Origin of the sequence: Nocardiopsis codii (assembly GCF_036327455.1) — a bacterium.
GTDB classification, from domain to species: domain Bacteria; phylum Actinomycetota; class Actinomycetes; order Streptosporangiales; family Streptosporangiaceae; genus Nocardiopsis; species Nocardiopsis codii.
This window is the reverse complement of sequence record NZ_JAUZMY010000042.1, coordinates 1-21,646: the sequence shown is the minus strand read 5'-3', so window position 1 is coordinate 21,646 and position 21,646 is coordinate 1. Positions and strand designations below refer to the sequence as shown.

The following is a 21,646-nucleotide window of genomic DNA, read 5'->3' as shown; positions in this document are numbered from 1 at the left end:
CGGCCGGAGTCGACAACGGGACGAGTCGTCATGTCGATCCGTCGACGGGTCGACCCGCCGGGCCGGCCGGGTCCCGGTCGCGGACGCCCGCCCCCGCGTGGTCCCGACTGTCGGCTCGCGCGCATAGCCTTCCTGCGTCGCCGGGGGCGTGGGCGGTCTGGGCCCGCCTCCGGCCATGACCCCTCTCATATCTAGGAGCCCCATGTCGGAGCACGTGCCCTCACTCGTCTTTCACACAGAACGGCAGCGGACGGGGACAGGGCAGTGGACGTCGGACCACGGACTGGTCGTCGCGTTCGAGGCGGGGAAGGCCGTGCCGCTCGCCCGCCTCGACTGGCGGGACTCCCACGGCGCAGAGGCGGTGATCGGGTTCGATCCCGGGATGGCCGCGTTCGTCGGCCTGCGGATCGCCGCGGACGGCACGACCTACGAGTGGCGGGGCCGGCTCGTGGAGCGGACCCAGGGGCACCCCCACCGGTTCCGGGTCGAGGGAGGTGAGGGGAGACAGGACCTGTTCCTGCTCGTCGAGGACGGCGGGTCCCCGGTGGCACGGCTCGGCTGGGCCGACCGGGAGGGCGGGGGCGGCTCGGTCGTGCTGCGCTCCGTGGACCTGGAGGAGACCGCCACGGCGGGCGAGGTCACCGACCGGGTGCGCGAGGTGCGGGCCGGCAACGAGCACAAGAGGGCGGGAGAGGTCGCCCTCAACCTGCTCGACGCGACGGCCGCCAAGTGGCTGTCCTGGCGTGACGCCGACTGGCTGGAGTTCACTCTGGACGAGCCCGTCCGCGTCCGCCACTACGCCCTGGAGTCCGCCAACGACTTCGCCGACCGCGATCCCCGGGACTGGGAGCTCCAGGGGTCGTCGGACGGCGACACGTGGGTCGTGCTGGACTCCCGCTCGGGGGAGTTCTTCCCGCAGCGGCACCTCTCCCGCGACTTCCAGGTGACGGGCTCCGCGGCGGAGGCGTCCTACCGACACCTGAGGCTGGAGATCACCGGCAACTGCGGCGGGGGCGAGACCCAGCTCTGCCGGGTGCGGTTCTTCTCCGGGGAGCGCTCCTACGAGGCGTTCTCCGGTCACCGGTACGCGGCCGGGGAGGCCCCTGTGCCGTACGCCGGGATCGCCGCCGGCCTCGGGGAGGGCGTGCCGGCCACGGTCGAGGACTGGCGGGCCTTCCTGGCCGAGTACAGCGCCGACATGCTGCGCGTCCTGGAGCGCGGGGAGCTCGACGGCATCACCGAGGAACAGCGTGCCGGATCCTGGCTGGGCTACGACGCGGCACCGGACGAGCGGATCACGGCCCTGGAGGAGAGGCTGGGCGTCCCCCTCCCGCCCAGCTACCGGTCGTTCCTCGCGGCGTCCGACGGCTGGACCACGATGAGCACGTTCATGTACGAGATCCTCTCCACCGCCGAGGCGGACTGGCTGCACAACTGTCCGGACGATCTGCTCGACGAGGAGTACCTGGAGGAAGGCGGGCTGGTCGGCCCGCTCCTCCTGGTCTCCGGTGAGAGCGACGCCCAGTACTGGCTGCTGGACGCGGGGGACGTCTCCCCCGACGGGGAGTGGGCGGCCTACGTGTGGGCGAGCTGGTACCCCGGGCTGGGTGAGCGCCACCGGTCCTTCGCGGACCTGGTGGTCGCCGAGCGGGCCTCGTTCGAGGAGCTGAGCGGGGCGGAGGGGCGCCCGGTGCGCCCGGAGGGCGTCGCGGAGCTCCTCGGCCGCGGGCGCGCGGCGGCGCTGCGCGGCCGGGTGGCCGACGCGATGGACGCCTTCCGGCGGGCCGAGGAGAAGGGGTCGGGCGCCGCCGCCTACCTCAGGGCCGTGCTCTCGGCCTTCCTCGACGTCCACGGCACCCACCACGAGTTGCGCGGCCTCCTGCACCGCCCCCACGTGGTGGCCGAGGTCGGTGTCGAGCAGATCGAGGCGGAGGCCCTGCCGCTCTACCTGTACAGCGCCAGTCTCGACCACCACGGCAGCACGGCCTTCGCGGTCCGCTCCCTGGGCGGGACCTCGACGGGCCTCCGGCTGCCGTCGACCGACGAGGAGCGGGACGCCCTGCTGGCCGAGCGCCGGGCGCCGGAGCCGCCCGCCTTCGAGCTCGCCCTCGACCGGGCGAGGGACCTCGCAGCGCGGGGGGCCGACGACGAGGCCTGGGCCGTCATCGAGGAGGCGCTGGCCTCGTGGTACCCGGTGGCGCCCAACAGGGTCGCGCCGGTGGTGCTGCTCACCGACCCCGCCCTGCGCGGGGTGGTCACGCCCAGCCGTGCCCGCGAGGTGGTGTTCACCCCCCGCGGTTTCCGCGCGGACGAGTAGGGGCGGGCTGCCGCGGTGGGGCCCCCCCCCCCCCGGCGGCCCCCCCCCCCCCCGGCGCCCCGCCGGGGCTCGCGCGCGGCGGCGCGGCCTCCGGCCGGTGCGGCGTTCGGCGGGGTCCGGGGTCAGGCGTCCAGGGGCTCGGTGAGGTCGGGCCAGCGCACCGGCACGGGCAGGCGCAGGCGTTCGGCGGGGAGCGGCGTCCGGGGGCCTGCGGCGAGTCGGGCGAGCAGGAGGTCCGCCGCCTTCCGGCCGAGTTCCGCGCCGTCGACGTCGATGGCCGGTACGCCGCGCATCGCCAGGGACTCCACGACCATGCGCTCCGAACTGACCGTGACGGGGCGTCCGGCGGGTTCGGCGGCGAGCGCGAACATCAGGCCCAGCCCGATGGCGGTCGCGTAGGGCACCACGGCGGTCGCACCGGACTCCCGCACGGCGGAGGCGATCGCCACCCCCGCCGCGAAGGTCGAGGGATGGGGCCCCAGAACGGTCAGCTCGGCCCGGCCGGAGGCCGCGGCGGCGACGGCCGCCGAGCGCTGGCCGTCCTGCCACGATCCGGCCGGCCCGCCGACGTAGACGATCCGGTCGTGGCCGTCGTCCACCAGGCGCGAGACCAGGAAGCCGAAGGCGGTCGCGGTGTCGGCGACGACCGAGGTCATGCCCTCGATCTCGCGGTCGACGAGGACCGCGGGCTTGAGGGAACCCGCCGCGCGGACGCCGTCGTCCGGGCCGCGCGGGGCCACGACGATGAACCCGTCGACCTGGCTGGCGAGCCGGGTGAAGGCCCCCGTGGCGGCCGGGGAGTCCAGGGAGTGCACCGACACGGTGAGTTGGAGGTCGGCCTCCCCCGCCCGCGACTGCGCCCCGTCGATGATGGGTGTGAAGAAGCTGTTGTCCAGGGTGGGCACCACCAGGGCGATGATGCCGGTGCGCCCGCGGGCGAGGTGGCGTGCGGCGCGGTTGGGGACGAAGCCCAGTTGTTCCGCCGCGGCCCTGACCCGGGCAGCGGTCTCCGGGGCCACCAGTTCCTCACGGCTCAGGGCCCGGGACGCGGTCGCCTTCGACACCGCGGCGAGCGCGGCCACGTCGGCCAGAGTGGGCACGGATTCGCCTCCAGGTCTCGTCGGTCAACCCTAGCCCGGATGCGGCGGGGCTCCGCTGTCGCGTTCTCGCAGGTCGTTACACGGTGTTTACACGGATCATGATGCGTGGGCCCGTCTTCGCACCTTAGAGTGTGTGAAACCGGTTGTGCAACCGGTTTCATGACGCCCGAAGGAGGAAGGCCGTGCACTCACGCAAGTCGGCCCTCTTGCTCGTGCCCGGTCTGGCCTTCCTGCTCGTCGGATTCCTCGTTCCGACGCTGCTGATGCTCTTCTCCCCGCCCGGCACGGGAACCCCGGAGATCTTCGCCCGGGTCGGCCAGATGCTCACGGACCCCTACGACCTGCGCATCATCTGGCGCACGGTGCGCCTGGGGCTGATCGTGACAGCGCTCTGCGTCGGGCTCGGCTTCCCGATCGCCTACCTGCTGGCCCGCTCCACCTCCCGGTGGGCGGGCGTCCTGCTCGCCCTCGCGATCTTCCCGCTGCTCCTCAGCAACGTCGTGCGCACCTTCGGATGGCTGGTCATCCTGGGCGCGAACGGCGCCGTGGGGCAGGCCCTCGTCGGGCTGGGCCTCGTGGAGCAGGCGCCGCAGCTGCTCTACACCGAGCTCGCGATCGTCCTCGGCCTCACCCAGCTGTTCCTGCCGCTCGCGGTCATCTCCTGCTACTCGGCCGTCGCCCAGGTCGACCCCGGCCTCGACGAGGCCGCCCGGGGGCTCGGCGCGGGCAGGATCCGCACCTTCTGGAGCGTCGTGGTGCCGCTGTCGTCGCCCGGCATCGTCGTCGCCGCGACGCTCGTCTTCGCCGGCGCCGTCACCGCCTACACCACGCCCTACCTCCTGGGCGGATCGGGCCAGCGCATGCTCGCCACCCAGCTCTACGCCTACTCCAGCGTGACGGTGGACTGGGCGTCGGCCTCCGCCACAGCGCTCGTCATGACGGTGCTCGTCTTCCTCGTCTCCGGCCTGTCCTCCGCCTTCGGCCGCAAGGGGGCCACAGCGTGAACACCCGCCGCCCCGTCGCGGCCGCGCTCGCGGTCGCCGGATACGTCATCATGCTCGTGCCGATCCTGTTCGTGGTCGTCACCGCGTTCACCGCGGGCAGCACGCTCCGCTTCCCGCCGGAGGGCCTCTCCACGCGGTGGTTCGAGGAGGCGCTCGGCTACGAGCCCTTCCTCACCGCCCTCGTGTCGAGCCTCCAGCTGGCGGCGCTGGCCACGGCACTCGCACTGCTGATCGGCGTGCCCGTGGCCGTCGCGATCCACCGGGGCCGGATCCCCGGCAAGGGCCTTGTCGAGGGCATGTTCCTGTCGCCGCTCATCGTCCCGGAGCTGGTGGTGGGGCTCGCCCTCTACCAGCAGCTCATGATCGGGTTCGGGCTCGACAGCCTCTCCGCCCTCACACTCGGGCACACGGCGCTCATGATCCCCTACGCGGTGCGCGTCACGGGGGCCTCGCTGGCGCTGGCCGACCCGCACGTCGAGGAGGCCGCGCGGGGACTCGGCGCCTCTCCCCTGAGGACCTTCGCGACGGTGACCCTCCCGCTGCTGCGCCCCGGGATCTTCTCGGCCGCGCTCCTGAGCTTCGTCACCTCCTTCAACAACGTGCCCCTCTCGCTCCTTCTCCAGACCCGCGAGTTCCGGACCCTGCCCGTCACGATGCTCGACTACGTCCAGCAGAGCTACGACCCCATGGTCGCGGCCATGGCCACGCTCATCCTCGCGGGCACCGTCGTCCTCGCCGTCATCGCCGAACGCACCGTCGGCTTCGCCAAGATCTTCGGAGGTATCAACCGATGACCAGCGCTGCCGAGTTCATCGGCGTCAGCCAGAAGTTCGGCGACTTCACCGCCGTGGACGACCTCAGCCTGACCATCGCCGAGGGGAGGCTCACGACCCTCCTCGGCCCCAGCGGCTGCGGCAAGACCACGAGCCTGCGGATGCTCGCCGGGTACTCCCGGCCCACGGCGGGAACCATCCGCATCGCGGGCCGGGACTGCACGCGCGTCCCGCCGGAACGGCGCGACCTGGGCATGGTCTTCCAGTCCTACGCGCTCTTCCCGCACATGACCGTCGCGGACAACGTCGGCTACGGGCTCAAGCTCCGCCGGGTTCCGAAGGAGGAGCGCCGGAACCGGGTCATGGAGACCCTCGAACTGGTGGGCCTCGCCCATCTGGCCGGGAACAGGCCGAAGAAGCTCTCCGGCGGCCAGCAGCAGCGCGTGGCCCTCGCCCGCGCCATCGCGATCCGCCCCAAGCTCCTGCTGCTCGACGAACCCCTCTCCAACCTGGACGCGCGCCTGCGCGTGCAGATGAGGGCCGAGATCCGTCGCATCCAGGCGGAGACCGGCCTGACCGTCGTCCTGGTCACGCACGACCAGGACGAGGCGCTGGAGATGTCCGACGACATGGTCCTCATGCGCGCGGGGCGGGTCATGCAGCAGGGTCCGCCGCGCGAGGTCTTCCCCGCCCCGGCCAACCGGTTCGTCGCCGAGTTCCTGGGCTACGAGAACTTCCTCGCCGACGCCGACGGCCGGACCCTCACGGTCCGGCCCGAGAACCTCCGCGTCGCCGCGGGGGCCTCCGGCGCCGACGCGCAGAGCGACCCCGACGGGCTGCTCCTGCGCGGCACGGTGGCCCACATCGCCTACCGGGGGGCCGACCTCCTGGTCACGGTGGACACGACCGACGACGCCGGTTCCGCCGCGCGCCTGGTCTGCGACGTGCGCGGACGCGGGGCCGAGGGCCTCTCGCCCGGGGGCGACGTGACCGTGAGCGCCCACGGCGGCGCCCTGGTGCGCCTGCCCGACTGACCCCGATCCCCGCGGGCCGGATCCCCGGCCCGCTCCGACCCGCCCGGATCCGCCGGGCGACCGGTGAGAGGAATCCGCACGCCATGTCCCACGCCATTCGCCGTCCCGGCCCGATCCTGACCGCGGGCGTCGCGGCCGCGGTCGTCCTCACCGGTTGCTCCTCCTCGGACGACGAGAGCGCGAACGCCCTCGTCGTGAGCACCTTCCCCTTCGGGGTCGAGGAGTTCCAGGAGGCCGTCGTCGACCCGTTCACGGAGGAGACCGGGATCGAGGTCGTCCTCGACACGGGCTCGAACTCCGACCGCCTCTCCAAGCTCGACCTCGAGGGCGGGGGCGGGTCCGACGTCGTCCTCATCTCCGACTACTACGCGGCCCTCGGCCAGGAGAGCGGGCTCTTCCAGGAGGTGGACGCCGCACAGGTCCCCCACCTCGCGGAGATCGCGGACTTCGCGGTCGAGGAGGGCTACTCCGGTCCCGCGTACAGCTACCAGCTCAACGGCACGCTCTACAACACTGACGAGCTGGAGGCCGGAGAGGCCGCCGACTGGTCGCTCTACGGCTCCGACGCGCACGCCGGGCGGGTGGCCCTGCCCGACATCTCCGTCACCGCGGGCCAGCTGATGGTCTCCGGCGTGGCCGAGACGTACGGCGACGGCCCCTACGACATCGACACAGCGCTCGACACGCTGGGCGGCTGGGCCCCCGGGGTGCTCCAGTTCTACACGTCGACCACGGAGGTCACCAACCTCCTCGCCCAGGGCGAGATCGTGGCGGCCGACGCGCTGAGCGGCTTCGCGACCGAGATGGTCGCCGCCGGTGAGCCGGTCGCCTGGACCCCGCCGGCCAGCGGGTCCTACATGGCCACCAACCGGGCGATGATCCCCGTCGGCGCCGCCCACGCCGAGGAGGCGCACGCCTTCGTCGACTACCTGCTGTCCCCCGAGGCCCAGACCGCGTCCGCGGAGCTGGTCGGGGACCTGCCGGTCCACCCCGACGCCACCGTGCCCTCCACGATCACCGCCGTGGTGGGAGACGTCGCCGACGACCCGATCGCCGCGGGATACGCGACCCTCGACCCCGCCGAGCTCGTCCCCACGCGCGGCGAGTGGGTGGAGCGCTTCGCCCGCGAGGTCACCGCGGGCTGACGCGGTCCCCGCGGCGCCGCGAGCGCCGCGGGGCCGACCCCGTACCACTCGTTTCCCAACCAGAACGGGAGCCCATGAACACCCCGCACAGCCTTCCGGCCGACTACGTCGCCAGGATGCCGAAGGCGGACCTGCACTGCCACCTGATCGGGACCGTTCGCGCGTCGACCTTCGCCGAGCTGGCCCGGCGCGAGGGGCTCGACCTGCCGACGGAGCCCGAGCGCGTCTACGCCGACATCAACTCGCTGCCGCCCGACCCCGACCTGTACCGGAACACGCGCATCCCCGTTCCCCAGCACAGGTCCCCCGACGAGCCGGACGTGTCCTACTCGCTCTTCCAGGTCTCGCGCTGGGTCACGGAGGTGCTGCGCGACGCGGACGACCTGACCCGTATCGTCTACGAGGCCTTCGAGGCCGCGCACCGCCTCAGCTCCACCCGCCACCTGGAGCTCTTCTTCGACGCGCCGCCCCCGCACCTGGCCGGGCTCGGCTACTCGGGCTGCGTCGAGGCCTACGCCGAGGGCATCCGCATGGCCGAGCGCGACTTCGGCATGAGCGGGTTCCTGATCCAGGGCATCGACCGGAGCCGGAGCGGAGAGGACGCCCTGGCCCTGGTGCGGCAGGTGGTCGACCACCCGCACGAGTACGTCGCCGGGATCGGGCTCGACAACCTGGAGACCGCGGGGCCGCCCGAGCGCTTCGCCGAGGCGTACGCCCTCGCGGGCCGCGCGGGGCTGGGCCGCACCGCCCACTCCTCCGAGCACGCGCCCACCGCCGTCAACACCATCACCTGCCTCGACCTCCTCGGCTGCGACCGCATCGACCACGGGTACTACGTCCTGGAGGACGACGCCGTCGTGGAGCGGCTCCGCGAGCAGGGGGTCGCGTTCACCGTCGCCTCCACCACCTCGCGCCGGTCGTGGCGGCCGTGGCGGCGCGCCTCGATCAGGGCCATGCTCGACGAGGGGCTGAACGTCATCCCGTGCTCCGACGACCCGGGGATGTTCCCGACGAGCCTCGCCGCCGAGTACCGCATCCTGTCCGAGGACATCGGCGCCACCGCGGACCAGCTCCGCGCCATGGCTCTCGGCGGGGTCGACGCGTCCTGGCTCCCCGCGGACCGCAAGGCCGCCCTGCGCGCCCGGTTCGAGAAGGAGTTGGAGGCCCTGGACGCCGAGTTCGGCGTCGCCGGGGCCTGAACCGCACGGCGGATCCGGGCGCACGCGGTCGGCGGCGGATCAGGCCGGACGAGGAGGCGCCGCGCGAAGCGGCGCACACCGCAACGCATGTCGGAGGGGCCCATCGGGAGAACCGATGGGCCCCTTTGACGTGGGCGGACACGGCGCGCCCCGTCCGAACGGTGACGCGCCGACGGCCCCGGGGCCGTCGGCCACGGGGCGGCAGGCAGCGGCGACGACCGGGACCGGAGTCCGTTCCGTACCCGCTCCCTCACCGACCGTTCGGTCAGGAGATGGCCTCTCATCTGCGATAAAGGGGACCCGTTGTCAAAAGTGCACTGTGTCACATGGCATGGTGTTCTAGGGCGCATCATCTGCTCGGGCCGTGCCGTCCTCCGAGGTGACCGCGGAGGACGGGACAGGTGCCCGGGACCGCGCCCCGGACCGGCGGCCGTCCTCCCCGGCCCCGGGGGCAGAGCCCCTCAGCAGAATCCGACCCCCGGTCGGCAGAGAACCTACGGAGCAGCAATGGCACCTTCCGACCCCGCGGCCTCAGCGCCGGCCAACGCCGTCGAGACCAGAGAACGGCGCCGTGTCCTGGCGGGCACCATGGTCGGCACGACCATCGAGTGGTACGACTTCTTCATCTACGCGCAGGCCGCCGGCCTGGTGCTCGCGCCTCTGTTCCTCGCGCCGCTGTCCGAGGCCAACCCGGCGGTGGCCCAGGTCCTGTCGTTCGCCACCATCGGCATCTCGTTCCTCTTCCGACCGCTGGGCGCGATCGTCGCCGGAGCCCTCGGGGACAAGTTCGGCCGCAAGCAGGTGCTCGTCGCCACCCTCGTCATGATGGGGCTGGCCACCTTCCTCATCGGCGCGCTGCCCACCTACGCCCAGATCGGCGTGGCGGCGCCGATCCTCCTGATCTTCCTGCGCATCCTCCAGGGCTTCTCGGCGGGCGGCGAGTGGGGCGGCGCCGCACTGATGTCGGTGGAGCACGCGCCGGTCGAGAAGCGCGGCTACTTCGGCGCCTACCCGCAGATCGGCGTTCCCTGCGGCATGATCCTGGCGACCTTCGTCGTCTGGGCGATCACCATGGTCATCGGCCAGGACGCGTTCCTGGCCTGGGGCTGGCGCATTCCGTTCCTGCTGTCCTTCCTGCTGATCATCGTCGGCCACCTCATCCGCAAGTCCGTGGAGGAGTCCCCGGTCTTCAAGCTGATGCAGGACCGCCGCGCCAAGGCCTCCGCGCCGCTGCGCCAGCTGTTCCGGAGCAACACCAAGGAGGTCGTCCTCTCCGCGCTGATCTTCCTCGCCAACAACGCGGCCGGGTACCTCGTGATCGCGTTCCTCGCGACCTACGCGTCCCGCCCGGTCGAGGAGTTCGGCCTGGGGATGGACCGCGGGCCGGTGCTGCTGGCGACCACGCTCGCCTCGTTCGGCTGGCTGATCTCCACCCTGTACGGCGGCTGGCTGTGCGACCGGATCGGCCGGGTGCGCACCTTCCAGATCGGCTACGCGATGCTGGCCGCCTGGGCCGTGCCGATGTGGTTCATGATCGACACCGGCAGCGTCCTGATGTACTTCGTCGCGGTCTTCGTGTTCACCCTCGGCATGGGCCTCAGCTACGGGCCCCAGTCGGCGCTGTACGCGGAGATGTTCCCCGCCGAGATCCGCTACTCGGGCGTGTCGATCGGCTACGCGCTCGGCGCGATCCTCGGCGGTGCGTTCGCGCCGATGATCGCGGAGCTGCTGCTGACCAGATTCGACGCCTCGTGGACGATCGGCGCCTACATCGTGGTGGCCTGCGCCGTGTCGTTCGTCGCCGTCTCGATGGTCAAGGAGCCCCAGGGCGTCGACCTGCACGTGGACGACTCCGAGCCCACCCCCGCCGCATAGGTCGGGCGCCCGACGGGGCGGAGGACCGGTACGCCGGTCCTCCGCCCCGTCGTCGTGTCAGCTCCGGTCGAGCCATTCGTAGACGGCGCCGGTGGTGCAGGCGTAGACCACGTGGTGCAGCAGGTCCAGCCCGACCTCCCCGGCGCCCCACCGCCAGACGGGGGGAGCCTCGCCGGTGGCGGGGAGGGCGATCTGCTCGCCTCCCCACACCACGGCCAGGTGCGCCGCCGTGGCCGCCGGACCGTGCAGACCGGCGGCGCCGAGCAGCCCCCGGACCGCGCCCCACGAGGTGCCGTAGCCCCAGTGGACGACGGTGCCGAACCGGCTCTTCCCGGAGTTGCCCGTCGGCTGGACGCCGAGCACCTTCCCGGCGGCGTCGGCCGGCGCCGAACTGTTCGCCCGGTGCCGCAGCCGTGCCTCGACCGTGCTCGACACCGTCATGGCGGCGGTTCCGGCCAACCCGGCCAACAGGCCCCGGCCGACGGCCGACGAGACGTGCGAGAGCGTCGTTCCCAGTTCCACGGCGGCGGCCTCAGCGTCCGGTCTCGTGCCGCTGGTCGGGCACACAGTGGGTCATGGTCAGCCCCGCCACGTCGCGGGGCCCGTTCCTGCCCAGTGAGGCCAGACGCCGGCGCTCCTCCTCCGTCAGGGTCTGGCTCCGGAGCGGTCCCAGCTGGGCCACGTCGTCCGGGCCGATGCCCAGCCCCGCGCCGACGCGCAGACCCAGGTCGTCCTCGACCATGAGGAAGTGCCAGACCATGCGCTCCTGGATCGGCCGGTCGCACTGGGAGAGCAGCGTCGTGAAGTTGAGGACGAGGTCGTCGCGCTCCCACTGCTCCATCAGCAGGTAGCGCTGCCCCGCCTGCTCGTAGTCGTTGGTACGGGAGATGCGCATGCGGGTGAGCCTGCCCCGCAGCTCCGGCCCCTGTTCGTCGTGCGTGGGGTACTGCCCCTCGCGCAGGCCGCCGGTGATGGACGGCTCGTAGTTCACGTGCGGGTTCTCCCCGGCGGCGTCCTGGTAGTAGTTCATCAGGCCGTCGCGCTGGTTGGTGCGCACGTTCGCGTTCCTGGCCTGGTTCACCGGGAGCTGGAGGTAGTTGGGCCCCACCCGGTAGCGCTGGGTGTCGCTGTAGGAGAAGGTGCGCCCGACGAGCATCTTGTCGTCGGAGAAGTCCAGGCCGTCCACGAGCACGCCGGTGCCGAAGGAGATCTGCTCGTTCTCGGCGAAGTTGTTGGCGACGTTGCGGTCGAGGACGATCCGCCCCACCGGCTTCGGCGGGAAGTCCTGCTCCGGCCAGGTCTTGGTGTCGTCCAACGGGTCGAAGTCGAGTTCGGGGTGCGCGTCGTCGCTCATCATCTGCACGAGCAGTTCCCACTCGGGGTACTCGCCCCGCTCGATCGCCTCGTGCAGGTCCTTGGTCGCGTGGCCGGTCTCGGTCGCCTGGATGTTGGCGGCGTCGGCCTCGGTCATGCTCCGCACGCCCTGCTTGGGCATCCACGTGTACTTGACGAGGACCGTGTCCCCCGCGGAGTTGGCCCACTTGTAGGTGTTGACGCCGAACCCCTGCTGGTGCCGGTAGTCCGACGGGATGCCGCGCGGGCTGAACAGGTTGACCAGCATGTGCATGCTCTCGGGAGTCTGCGACATGAAGTCGAAGATGCGGTTCGGTTCCTGGCGGAAGGTCACCGGGTCCGGCTTGAGGGCGTGGATCACGTCGGGGAACTTGATGGCGTCGCGGATGAAGAACACCGCGAGGTTGTTGCCCACCAGGTCCCAGTTGCCGTCCTCGGTGTAGAACTTGATGGCGAAGCCGCGCGGGTCGCGGGCGCACTCCGAGGAGTCCCGGCCGCCGATGACGGTCGAGAACCGCAGCGCGACGTCGGTCCGCTTGCCCCTCCCCTGGAAGAGCTTGGCGCGCGTGTAGCGGTCGATCGGCTCGTCGCCCCACGAGCCGTAGGACTCGAAGTAGCCGAACGCGGTCGCGCCGCGCGCGTGCACCACCCGCTCCGGGATGCGCTCCCGGTCGAAGTGGCTGATCTTCTCCAGGAACTGGTAGTTCTCCAGGGTGGCGGGCCCCCGCTCGCCGACCGTGCGCTGGTTCTGGTTGTCGTAGACCGGGTGCCCCTGTCGGTTCGTGAGCACTTCGCGGTCGTCTCCCGGCACGGACCCCTGGCTGGATACGTCGGTCATGTGACTGGTCCCCCACCTGTCGTCATGGTCGCTCCCCCAGCCTCGCACCTGACCACCGCCGAGCCCGGTAACGCGCGGCAAAGGCTTCCTACCGTTCGGGGGCGTGTCGTCATGGTTCCTCCCGGCGGGCGCGCCGGGCCCTGCCCCGCGACGGCCGCGATGTTTCACGTGAAACCCCCGGACGCCCGGCCCTTCGACACGCCCGGGCCAGCCGCACCCCATGTCTGTCCCATGAGCGGCGTGTCATTCCCGCCGCCACCCGCGCCTCGCAGACGGTGGAGACCTGTGCCCGCGGGTCAGCGGGAGAGGTCGACAGGCCCCTGGGGCCGGTTCGGGGGCGAGCATGGGCGTGCGTACGTGGATCGAGTCGTGGCCGGTGTACCGGCAGGCCACCGGCGACGACCGCCTCGGCAGGGGCGCCGCGGCCAGGTCCGGGCGCACCGAGCACCTGAGGCCCCGCACCGCCGACGCCGACCGGGTGGTCAAGTCGGTCTGCCCCTACTGCGCCGTCGGCTGCGGCCAGAACGTCTACGTCAAGGACGAGCGCGTCATCCAGATCGAGGGTGACCCGGACTCCCCGATCAGCCGGGGCCGCCTGTGCCCCAAGGGGTCGGCCAGCCTCCAGCTCACCACGGGGTCCGCCCGCGAGGACAAGGTCCTGTACCGGCGCCCCTACGGGACCGACTGGGAGGAGATCGACCTCGACACCGCGATGACCATGGTCGCCCACCGCGTGGCGCGGACCCGGGACGAGACCTGGGAGGAGGAGTTCGACGGGCGGCGTGTGGCACGCACCCTCGGCATCGCCAGCCTGGGCGGGGCGACGCTGGACAACGAGGAGAACTACCTCATCAAGAAGCTGTTCACGGCGCTCGGGGTCGTCCAGGTGGAGAACCAGGCCCGGGTGTGCCACAGCTCCACGGTCGCGGGGCTCGGCACCTCCTTCGGACGCGGCGGGTCGACCACCTTCCTCCAGGACCTCCAGAACTCCGACTGCATCGTGATCGAGGGGTCCAACTTCGCCGAGGCACACCCGGTCGGCTTCCAGTGGGTGATGGAGGCCAAGGCGCGCGGCGCCGTCGTCATCCACGTCGACCCGCGGTTCAGCCGCACCAGTGCGCTCGCCGACCTGCACGTCCCCCTCCGGGCCGGCACCGACATCGCCTTCCTCGGCGCGATCGTCAACCACGTCCTCACCGAGGAGAAGTACTTCCGCGACTACGTCCTCGAGTTCACGAACGCGGCGACGATCGTCTCCGACGAGTTCCGTGACACCGAGGACCTGGACGGGCTCTTCTCCGGCTTCGACGCCGACGGCAGGTGCTACGACACCTCCACCTGGATGTACGACGGGGCTCCCGTGGCCGCCGCCGCGGGCGACCGCTCGAACTTCGACCGGGTGCACGGCACGGGCCGCCCCGAGCAGCAGGGCTCGGGGGGCGCGGTGATGAGCGGCGTCCCCCGCGAGGACCGCACGCTGACCGACCCCCGGTGCGTGTTCCAGATCCTCCGCAGGCACTACGCGCGCTACACCCCGGAGACCGTCGAGGAGGTGTGCGGGGTGTCCCGGGAGGTGTTCGCCACGGTCTGCGACCACCTCACCCGCAACTCCGGCCGGGACCGCACCAGCGCGTTCTGCTACGCGGTGGGGTGGACCCAGCACACCACCGGCTCCCAGTACATCCGGACCGCGTCCATCCTCCAGCTGCTGCTGGGCAACATCGGCCGGCCGGGCGGCGGCATCATGGCCCTGCGCGGCCACGCCAGCATCCAGGGGTCCAGCGACATCCCCACCCTGTTCGACCTGCTGCCCGGGTACCTGCCGATGCCCCACGTCGCGCACGAGGGGTCCCTGGAGCAGTACGTGAAGACCAACGGCGCCTCCTACAAGGGCTTCTGGACGCACATGGAGGCCTACACCGTCAGCCTGCTCAAGGCCTGGTGGGGAGACCACGCCACCGAGGAGAACGGCTACCGCTTCGGCCACCTGCCGCACCTGACCGGGTCGCACAGCACCTACGACACGGTCATGGCGCAGATCCGGGGGGAGTGCAAGGGCTACTTCCTCATGGGCGAGAACCCGGCCGTGGGCTCCGCCAACAGCCGTGCGCAGCGGATGGGCATGGCCAACCTCGAATGGCTGGTCGTCCGCGACTTCTCCCTCATCGAGAGCGCCACGTGGTGGAAGGACGGACCCGAGGTGGAGTCCGGCGAGCTCCGCACCGAGGAGATCGGCACGGAGGTGTTCTTCTTCCCCGCGGCCTGCCACACAGAGAAGGAGGGCACCTTCACCAACACCAACCGCACGGTCCAGTGGCGGGACCGCGCTGTGCTCCCCCGGGGCGACCAGCGCAGCGACCTGTGGTTCGTCCACCGGCTCGGCGCGATGCTGCGCTCGCTCCTCGCCGACACGGGACTCGACCGGGACCTCCCCCTGCTCGAACTGACCTGGGACTACCCGATCGACGAGCACGGGGACCCCGACGCGGAGGCGGTGCTGGCGGAGATCAACGGCCGCGGCCCGGACGGCGCCCCGCTCGGCTCCTACACCGACCTGAGGGCGGACGGCAGCACGAGCTGCGGCTGCTGGATCTACTGCGGGGTCTACGCCGACGGCGTCAACCAGGCGGCACGCCGCCGGCCCGGGTCGGAGCAGGACTGGGTCGCGTCCGAGTGGGCGTGGAGCTGGCCCTCCAACCGGCGGCTGCTGTACAACCGGGCGTCGGCCGACGCGGACGGCAGGCCCTGGAGCGAGCGCAAGGCCCTGGTGTGGTGGGACGCCGAACGCGGTCGGTGGACCGGCCACGACGTCCCCGACTTCGAGCGGGAGAAGCCGCCGGACTACCGGCCCCCGGAAGGGGCGAGGGGGGTGGAGGCCCTGAGCGGGACGGACGCGTTCATCATGCAGGCCGACGGCCGGGCGTGGCTGTACGCCCCGACCGGCCTCCACGACGGGCCGCTGCCCACCCACTACGAGCCGCAGGACACCCCGTTCGAGAACCCGCTCTACGGGCAGCAGCGCAACCCCACCCGGATCCTGTACCCGCACGCGTTCAACCGGTACCACCCGGACGCGGGGTCCCCCGGAGCGGACGTCTACCCGTACCTGGTGACCACCTACCGCCTCACGGAGCACTTCACCGCCGGGGGCATGAGCAGGTGGACGCCCTACCTCGCGGAGCTCCAGCCCGCCTTCTTCTGCGAGGTCGGCCCCGAGCTGGCCGCCGAGCGCGGACTGGAGCACGGGGGCTGGGCCACGCTGATCACCGCCCGCGCCGCGATCGAGGCGCGCGTACTGGTCACCGACCGGATGGCGCCCCTGCGGGTACAGGGGCGCGTCGTTCACACCATCGGTCTCCCCTACCACTGGGGCCCCAACGGCTACACGACCGGTGACGCCGCCAACGAGCTCATGTCGATCGCGCTCGAACCCAACACGCACATCCAGGAGGTCAAGGCGCTCACCGCCGACATCGTCCCGGGGCGCAGGCCGCGCGGCGCGGACCGGGCGGAGCTGGTGCGCGCGTACCGCGAGCGCGCCGGGGTCACCGAGCGGACCGGAACGGAGGTGTGACCGTGGTCGTGCGGAGCGAGAGGGACGGCGGGGACCCGGGAGAGGCAGGAACCGGGCCCGGCTACGGGGACGAACAGCGCGAGCGGGTCGGGTTCTTCACCGACACCAGCGTGTGCATCGGCTGCAAGGCCTGCGAGGTCGCCTGCAAGGAGTGGAACGCCGTCCCCGAGGACGGTCTGGACTTCACCGCGATGTCGTTCGACAACAGCGTCGGCCTGGGCGCGGACACCTGGCGGCACGTGGCGTTCGTCGAGCAGCGGCGACCGCTGGGACACCAGGACCCGGGTGTGGGGCGCCCCGCGCCCGTCGACCTCGGCATGCCCTCCCTCGAACTCCCCGGGGCCTCCACCGGTGAGGACGGGCGAGGGGAGTTCCGGTGGCTCATGGCGTCGGACGTGTGCAAGCACTGCACCAGCGCCGCCTGTCTGGACGTCTGTCCGACGGGCGCGCTCTTCCGTACCGAGTTCGGCACCGTGGTCGTCCAGCAGGACATCTGCAACGGCTGCGGGTACTGCGTCTCGGCCTGCCCCTACGGCGTCATCGACCGGCGCGAGGACGACGGCCGGGCCTGGAAGTGCACCATGTGCTACGACCGGATCGGCGACGGCCTGGAGCCCGCCTGCGCGAAGGCCTGTCCCACCGACTCCATCCAGTTCGGGAACCTGGACGAGCTGCGTGAGCGTGCGGCGAGTCGCCTGGAGGCCCTCCACGGGGCGGGGGTCTCCTCCGCCCGGCTGTACGGCGAGGACCCCGGCGACGGTGTGGGCGGCAACGCGGCCTTCTTCCTGCTGCTGGACGAACCGGAGGTCTACGGGATGCCGCCGGACCCGGTGGTCACCACCCGGGACCTGCCGTCGATGTGGGCGCACGCGGGCGTGGCGGCCGTCGCGTTGCTGGTCGGAGCGGCCGCCGCGTTCGCGGGGAGGCGACGGTGAGCACGTCGGACGTGACGAGGGAGGGCGTGCGCGGGCAGCGTCCGGGACGGGACGCGGTCACCGGGAGCGCGCGGGTGGTCGGGGAGGAGCAGCGCCGTCGGCACGGCGGGCGGCGGGGCGGGCGCGGCGAGCCCACACGGGTGCCGGACGCCGAGTTCCGCTCCTACTACGGGAGGCCCGTCCTCAACCAGGTGGTGTGGGAGGCCCCCGACATCGGCGGGTACCTCTTCCTGGGCGGACTGGCGGGTGCGTCCTCGGTCCTCGCGGCCGGGGCCGAGCTGACCGGCCGCGACGCCCTGGCGCGCCCGCTGAAGTACACGGCCCTCGCCGCGATCTCGGGTTCCGTGGTCGCGCTCGTCCACGACCTGGGTCGGCCCGAGCGCTTCCTGAACATGCTCCGGGTGGTCAAGCCGACCTCCCCGATGAGCGTGGGGACGTGGATCCTGACGGGGTACGGGCCGCTCGCCGGGGCCGCCGCGGTGACCGCCGCGACGGGGTGGTTCCCCCGGATCGGCCGCGCCGCCACCCTCGGCGCCGCCGCCCTCGGACCGCTCGTCGCCACCTACACGGCGCCCCTCGTGTGCGACACCGCCGTGCCCTCCTGGCACGAGGGGTACCGACACATGCCGTTCGTGTTCGCCGCCTCGGCCGTGGCCGCGGCGGGAGGGGCGGGGCTGGTGGTCGCGCCGACCGCGCAGAGCGGACCCGCGCGCCGGGCCGCCGTGGGCGGTGCGCTCGTGGAGACCGCGGTGTTCACCGCCATGCGGCGCCGCATGGGACTGGCCGGCGAACCGTACCGGCTGGGCACCGCGGGTGTCTTCGTCCGCGCGGCCGAGGCCCTGACCCTGGCGGGCGCGGCAGGGGCCGTGCTGGGGCGCCGGAGCCGGACGGTCTCCGCGCTGAGCGGCGCCGCCCTGCTCGCCGGTTCCGCCTGCACCCGGCTGGGGGTCTTCCACGCCGGCAAGCAGTCCGCCGCCGATCCGAAGTACACGGTGCTGCCCCAGCGGAGGCGGATGGCCGCGCGCGCCGAGGAGGCCCTGCGGACGGAGGGTGCCTTCGAGGCGGGGCGCGAGGCCGGCCGTGCCGGTCCCCGAGGCGAGGCCGAGGACTGAGCGCGCCTCCACCCGGCTTCGGGGTAGGAAGACGGTTCCAGGACAGATCCCCCAGAAAGGCCCGACGATGGCGTTCCACCGGCCAGGACTTCCCTCCGACCTGCCCGGTCCGGAGCTCCTCTGGGCGAGGACCGGGGTGTACGCGGCGGTGTGCGCCGGACTGGGCCTCGCCGACTGCGTGGCCGAGGACGGCGTGGTCCGGCGCGGCGACAGCGCGGACGGGGACGGGTTCCGGCTGGCCAGGGTGGCCGGGGGGCGGTTCCTGCTGGTCGGCGCCCACCGCTTCAGGTCGCCCGAGCGGGGGTGGCCGCGTCCGGTGGACCCGTTCGAGGGAGCGCCCGACTGGCTGCCGTGGGAGTGGCTCGAACGGGTCCCGTGCCCGGACTTCGCCTACTGGTGGGACGGCGCCTGGGCCCGTACCGCCTACCCCGACGACTGGGACGACGACGGCCTCGGCCCTGCGGTGGAGGGGGCTGACGCGGACATGCTGGTGTGGCGCATGGAGATCCTGGACCCGGACACGGACGGGTTCGGCCGGGGGCCGCTGCGGGAGGCGCTGGCGACCCTGGTGGCCCGCGCCGAGGAGCACGCGGTGGATGCCGCTTCCCTGGGCGCGGTGATCGGGTACCTGGAGCACACGGGGGACACCGACACGGAACGCGCGCTGGAGTGCGCGCGCGGGCTCGGGCTGACGGGGGACTCCGAGCCTCACGTGCTCCCGGCAGGTCAGGGCGGTCCCGCCTCCGGAGGCTGTCCGGCCGTCGGCCTGGGCGAGCAGCTGCTGTTGGTCGGCGACGCCATGCGGTCCGCAGGGGAGTTCACGCGGCCGGAGGCCGTGACGGTCCTCGGGGTGCCCCGGTCCCCGGACCGGGGCACGGGCCGGGGTGTCTCCGACGCCGAACCGTGGATCACGGAGGGGGCGGGGGAGGCGCGGTCCGCTCCCGGACCGGGGCCCTCCGGCGCACCGGGGGCCGCGGACGACGGCCCTCCGCGACCGGCGGAAGGGGTGGATCCGCCCGCGGGGTCCGCGTCCGGGGCGGCCCTCCTCTCCGAGGTGGCTGCGCTCGCCGCAGCGGTGGGCGACCGGGTCGCGGGCGGGAGCGGCGACGTCTGCGTCCTGGTCTTCCGCGCCCCCCATGCCTGGGGCCTCACCTCGGAGGACGGGTCCGACGTGCCCTCCGACACCGGCCTGCCCGAACTGCTGGAACGGTTGCGGCGGCAGGAAGCGCACCCCGAACGAGGCCGTTGGCTCTTCGCGCGGATCACCGCCTCCCCACGGGAGGTCCTGCTGGAGCGCGTCTACGACCACTGGCCGACCTGGGAGAACGGGGCGTCGGACGGCACCCCCGAGAACCTGGGGTTCCTGGCCGACGAGATGGCGGCGCGCTCACCCGGGTGGCGCCCCGCCTGGGCCGCGCTGCTGGACGACGCGTCCGCCTTCGACCCCCCGTGGCCCGGCCCTGCCGGGACGCCCAGCATCCCGCCCCTGCGGCCGGACCCGGAGGGGCGCGTCGCCCTGCTCGACCGGATCGGCTTCCTGCTGCGCGCAGCGGCGGGTCGGCGGGACTGGGACCGCCTGCGCCTGTCCTACCGGGCTCTGGTCGGCTACGCGGGCGGAACCATCGTGGCCACCGGCCCCGCGGGGGACGAGGAGCTGGGGCTGGACGAGGAGCTGCGCGCCGCGCTGGCGGACCTGCGGTCGGCCACCTACTCCGAGGGCCGGGGGGCCTGGTTCCGTGCGGAACTTGTCCTGGAGCGGGCCGGGGGCTGGCGGGTCGTCTACGACCGGGACGACGAGCCCGACTTCTCCGTGCCGCCGCCGGCGTTCAGCTACGCCCTGGACGCCCGCTACTACCCCAGGGACTCGGGGCGGGTGCCGCCCTGGCTGGCGGAACGGTTGCGCAGCGCCCGGGGGTGACCTCCGGGCCCCGGGCCTCCCCGCTGTTCCGTTGTCCCGTTGTCTTGCCGTTCTGCCGTTCTGCCGTTCTGCCGTTCTGCCGCGCTGATGCCGGAGACGGCACTCCGGTTCGGGCCGGACCCGGCCATCCGTGTGAGTACGCCTACTCACGGACGGCGGCCCCGCCGTCCCGAGTATGGGGACATGACGACGAAGAGACTTGTCCACGTACGTGCCGCCGCGCTCCTCGCACTGGCCCTCTCCACGACCGCCTGCCTGCCCCCGCTGGGCCCCGGAGAGGACATGTCGCCCACCCCCGAACCCGCCGCCGCGCCCTCCCCGGAACGTGAGGAGCCGGAGGCGGAGGGGGGCGCTTCGACGGACGCGTCGCCGTCCGCCGACCAGGCGGACCCCGGGCGCGCGGCCTGGGGGGTCCCGACGCCCGCCCCGGGCTGGGAGACGGTGGTCTTCGACGAGAACGGCATCCACCAGTTCCGACACGAGACCAGTTCCTGCCAGGTCACGCTCCAGCAGAACGCCGCCGAGAACGCCGAGGGCGCCACCGGGTACCCGGACGACACCATCGACGGGTGGGTCGGCGTCCTGGAGGCCGAGGTCGGCGAGGTCGGGGTCACGGAGGAGCCGTACGTGGCGGTCGAGGACGCGAGCGGGGACACCGCCCTGTTCCGGACGGTGGCGCTCGACTACACCGGCGTCGACGGGGAAGACTACGCCCTGCGCCTGTCCGCCCGGTGGTTCGCGGACGTCGAGATGATCATCGCCTCCTCCTGCCGGGCCGCGGAGTTCACCGACCGCGCCGGTGACCTCGACGCGTTCGTCGGCCTCCTGTCGGTGCAGCGGATCTGAGCCGCACCGGGGCCGTGTCCGCGACCAGGGCGCCCGCTCACACGCCGGGGCCGCCGCCGGCGGAGGGGCGCGCCCCGGGCCCGGTTCCCGGACGCGCCGCCGCGACGTCGGCGGAGCCCCGCGGACACCAAGCCCCCCGGGGTGGCCGCGACAGCCGTCGCCCGGGGAGGGCGGCACCCGTCAGGAGTCCCGGACCTGGTCCGGGCGGTGGACGACGGGCGGCTCCACCGACCACGGGAAGTTGATCCACCGGTCGGTGTGCTTCCACACGTACTCGCACTTGATGAGTGACTGCGGTTTCTCGTACACGACCGCGCTGCGCACCTCGGCGACGTGCTCGGCGCAGAAGTCGTGCACCAGCTTGAGGGTCCTGCCCGTGTCGGCCACGTCGTCCGCGACGAGGACCTTCTTGTTGCTCAGGTCCACCACGTTCGGGACCGGCGGCAGCATGACGGGCATGTCGAGGGTCGTGCCGACCCCGGTGTAGAACTCCACGTTGATCAGGCTCTCTAAAACACCACTAGATCCTGTGTTGTTCGGTTTCGTTCGGCATCTCCCGAGTGTCCGCCCGGGGCGGTAGGCTCGCGGTGATGCTCGACGAGCACTCAGGTGCAACAGGCCCC

At 72.7% G+C, this 21,646-nt stretch carries 15 protein-coding genes and 1 pseudogene; 12 read left to right on the top strand and 4 right to left on the bottom strand.

Annotated elements, in window-relative coordinates:
• The first annotated feature begins 202 nt into the window (after positions 1 to 202).
• Positions 203 to 2,317: an SMI1/KNR4 family protein gene (locus Q8791_RS28390; protein WP_330094908.1), complete on the top strand. Its 2,115-nt coding sequence runs from the start codon at positions 203 to 205 to the stop codon at positions 2,315 to 2,317.
• Positions 2,318 to 2,439: 122 nt separating this feature from the next.
• On the opposite strand, the gene Q8791_RS28385 is transcribed toward Q8791_RS28390, so the two are convergent.
• The gene (locus Q8791_RS28385) at positions 2,440 to 3,417 is read right to left on the bottom strand and encodes a LacI family DNA-binding transcriptional regulator (RefSeq protein ID WP_330094907.1); all 978 of its coding nucleotides are present in this window, start codon (positions 3,415 to 3,417) and stop codon (positions 2,440 to 2,442) included.
• A 182-nt stretch (positions 3,418 to 3,599) separates the two neighbouring features.
• Here Q8791_RS28385 and Q8791_RS28380 point away from each other — a divergent pair, with 182 nt between their 5' ends.
• The 6 genes from Q8791_RS28380 (at position 3,600) to Q8791_RS28355 (ending at position 10,447) form a co-directional block, all read left to right on the top strand.
• Positions 3,600 to 4,421 (top strand): ABC transporter permease, encoded by an 822-nt coding sequence (locus Q8791_RS28380; RefSeq protein ID WP_330094906.1) that lies wholly within the window; start codon positions 3,600 to 3,602, stop codon positions 4,419 to 4,421.
• Positions 4,418 to 5,215, top strand: coding sequence for an ABC transporter permease (locus tag Q8791_RS28375; protein WP_330094905.1), 798 nt, complete (start codon positions 4,418 to 4,420; stop codon positions 5,213 to 5,215). Before Q8791_RS28380 ends, Q8791_RS28375 begins: the two co-directional genes overlap by 4 nt.
• Positions 5,212 to 6,228: an ABC transporter ATP-binding protein gene (locus tag Q8791_RS28370; protein ID WP_330094904.1), complete on the top strand. Its 1,017-nt coding sequence runs from the start codon at positions 5,212 to 5,214 to the stop codon at positions 6,226 to 6,228. Before Q8791_RS28375 ends, Q8791_RS28370 begins: the two co-directional genes overlap by 4 nt.
• A gap of 83 nt (positions 6,229 to 6,311) precedes the next feature.
• Positions 6,312 to 7,373 carry an ABC transporter substrate-binding protein gene (locus tag Q8791_RS28365; protein ID WP_330094903.1) on the top strand — a complete coding sequence of 354 codons (1,062 nt, stop codon included), beginning with the start codon at positions 6,312 to 6,314 and terminating at the stop codon, positions 7,371 to 7,373.
• A gap of 74 nt (positions 7,374 to 7,447) precedes the next feature.
• Positions 7,448 to 8,572: an adenosine deaminase family protein gene (locus Q8791_RS28360; protein ID WP_330094902.1), complete on the top strand. Its 1,125-nt coding sequence runs from the start codon at positions 7,448 to 7,450 to the stop codon at positions 8,570 to 8,572.
• 507 nt (positions 8,573 to 9,079) lie between these two features.
• Positions 9,080 to 10,447, top strand: a complete 1,368-nt coding sequence (locus tag Q8791_RS28355) for an MFS transporter (RefSeq protein ID WP_330094901.1) — start codon at positions 9,080 to 9,082, stop codon at positions 10,445 to 10,447.
• A 57-nt stretch (positions 10,448 to 10,504) separates the two neighbouring features.
• Here the strand turns inward: Q8791_RS28355 and Q8791_RS28350 are convergent, their stop codons facing one another.
• Both Q8791_RS28350 and Q8791_RS28345 read right to left on the bottom strand, forming a co-directional pair.
• Entirely contained in the window at positions 10,505 to 10,969 is a 465-nt protein-coding gene (locus tag Q8791_RS28350; protein ID WP_330094900.1) for a hypothetical protein, read from the bottom strand.
• 10 nt (positions 10,970 to 10,979) lie between these two features.
• Positions 10,980 to 12,638 (bottom strand): catalase, encoded by a 1,659-nt coding sequence (locus tag Q8791_RS28345; RefSeq protein ID WP_330094899.1) that lies wholly within the window; start codon positions 12,636 to 12,638, stop codon positions 10,980 to 10,982.
• Positions 12,639 to 12,981: 343 nt separating this feature from the next.
• Here Q8791_RS28345 and fdh point away from each other — a divergent pair, with 343 nt between their 5' ends.
• The 5 genes from fdh to Q8791_RS28320 all read left to right on the top strand — a co-directional run bounded on the left by fdh (position 12,982) and on the right by Q8791_RS28320 (position 21,023).
• Positions 12,982 to 16,212 (top strand): formate dehydrogenase, encoded by a 3,231-nt coding sequence (gene fdh, locus Q8791_RS28340; RefSeq protein ID WP_330094898.1) that lies wholly within the window; start codon positions 12,982 to 12,984, stop codon positions 16,210 to 16,212.
• An 8-nt stretch (positions 16,213 to 16,220) separates the two neighbouring features.
• Complete coding sequence (locus tag Q8791_RS28335) at positions 16,221 to 17,147, top strand: 4Fe-4S dicluster domain-containing protein (protein ID WP_330094927.1); 927 nt, start codon at positions 16,221 to 16,223, stop codon at positions 17,145 to 17,147.
• The gene (nrfD, locus tag Q8791_RS28330; protein WP_330094897.1) at positions 17,144 to 18,259 is read left to right on the top strand and encodes an NrfD/PsrC family molybdoenzyme membrane anchor subunit; all 1,116 of its coding nucleotides are present in this window, start codon (positions 17,144 to 17,146) and stop codon (positions 18,257 to 18,259) included. Before Q8791_RS28335 ends, nrfD begins: the two co-directional genes overlap by 4 nt.
• A 67-nt stretch (positions 18,260 to 18,326) precedes the next feature.
• On the top strand, positions 18,327 to 20,177 hold the full coding sequence (locus Q8791_RS28325) for a hypothetical protein (RefSeq protein ID WP_330094896.1): 1,851 nt from the start codon (positions 18,327 to 18,329) through the stop codon (positions 20,175 to 20,177).
• Between the two features lie 183 nt (positions 20,178 to 20,360).
• Complete coding sequence (locus Q8791_RS28320; protein WP_330094895.1) at positions 20,361 to 21,023, top strand: hypothetical protein; 663 nt, start codon at positions 20,361 to 20,363, stop codon at positions 21,021 to 21,023.
• 180 nt (positions 21,024 to 21,203) lie between these two features.
• Here the strand turns inward: Q8791_RS28320 and Q8791_RS28315 are convergent.
• Positions 21,204 to 21,527, bottom strand: a pseudogene (locus Q8791_RS28315) (phosphoribosyltransferase); the annotation flags it as partial.
• Between the last annotated feature and the right edge of the window lie 119 nt (positions 21,528 to 21,646).